This is a genomic window from Vibrio sp. 10N.222.52.B7 (genome assembly GCF_041474275.1).
GTDB lineage: Bacteria > Pseudomonadota > Gammaproteobacteria > Enterobacterales > Vibrionaceae > Vibrio > Vibrio crassostreae_C.
Genome location: NZ_JBFRTU010000431.1, coordinates 1 through 509, shown reverse-complemented (window position 1 = coordinate 509; position 509 = coordinate 1). Strand labels below are relative to the sequence as shown.

At 45.8% G+C, this 509-nt stretch carries 1 pseudogene; it reads right to left on the bottom strand.

Going from position 1 to position 509, the window contains the following annotated elements:
- A pseudogene (locus AB4512_RS23550) lies at positions 1–509 on the bottom strand (PTS lactose transporter subunit IIB); the annotation flags it as partial.

The window sequence follows — 509 nt, the reverse complement described above, 5'->3', positions numbered from 1 at the left end:
AGGCAAGCTTTGGAAGACATTAAGAACCACAGCTAATTGAGTACCTATAACTGAGCCAAGGATCATGATTGGAATCATCTTAGGATTCTTAAGAATGAACGGAATTGCACCTTCTGAAATACCGATCATGCCAAGCATTAAAGAGGTTTTACCTACGGTTTGTTCTTCTGGAGTAAACACACGTTTGCGGAATTTTCCATCTAACATCGCCGCTAAGCCAACTCCGATAGGTGGAATCACGATACCCAGTTCACGCGCTATTAGGTCAAAGCCTTCACTCATACCATTGAGGCCTAGTGCAACCGAACCAGCAGCTTTGTTTATCGGACCACCTAAATCAAATGCCGTTCCGGCAGCTATCACCATTGAGTAGATACCTCGGCCTGCGTCACCAGCTTCAGTAAAGAAATGGACCATTGCGAGATTAAGTGCACCAAAGAATGGGTTAATCGCGTACTCCATCGTTAACACCATGACCACGCCCGTCACTGCAGGCACTAACAGCATAG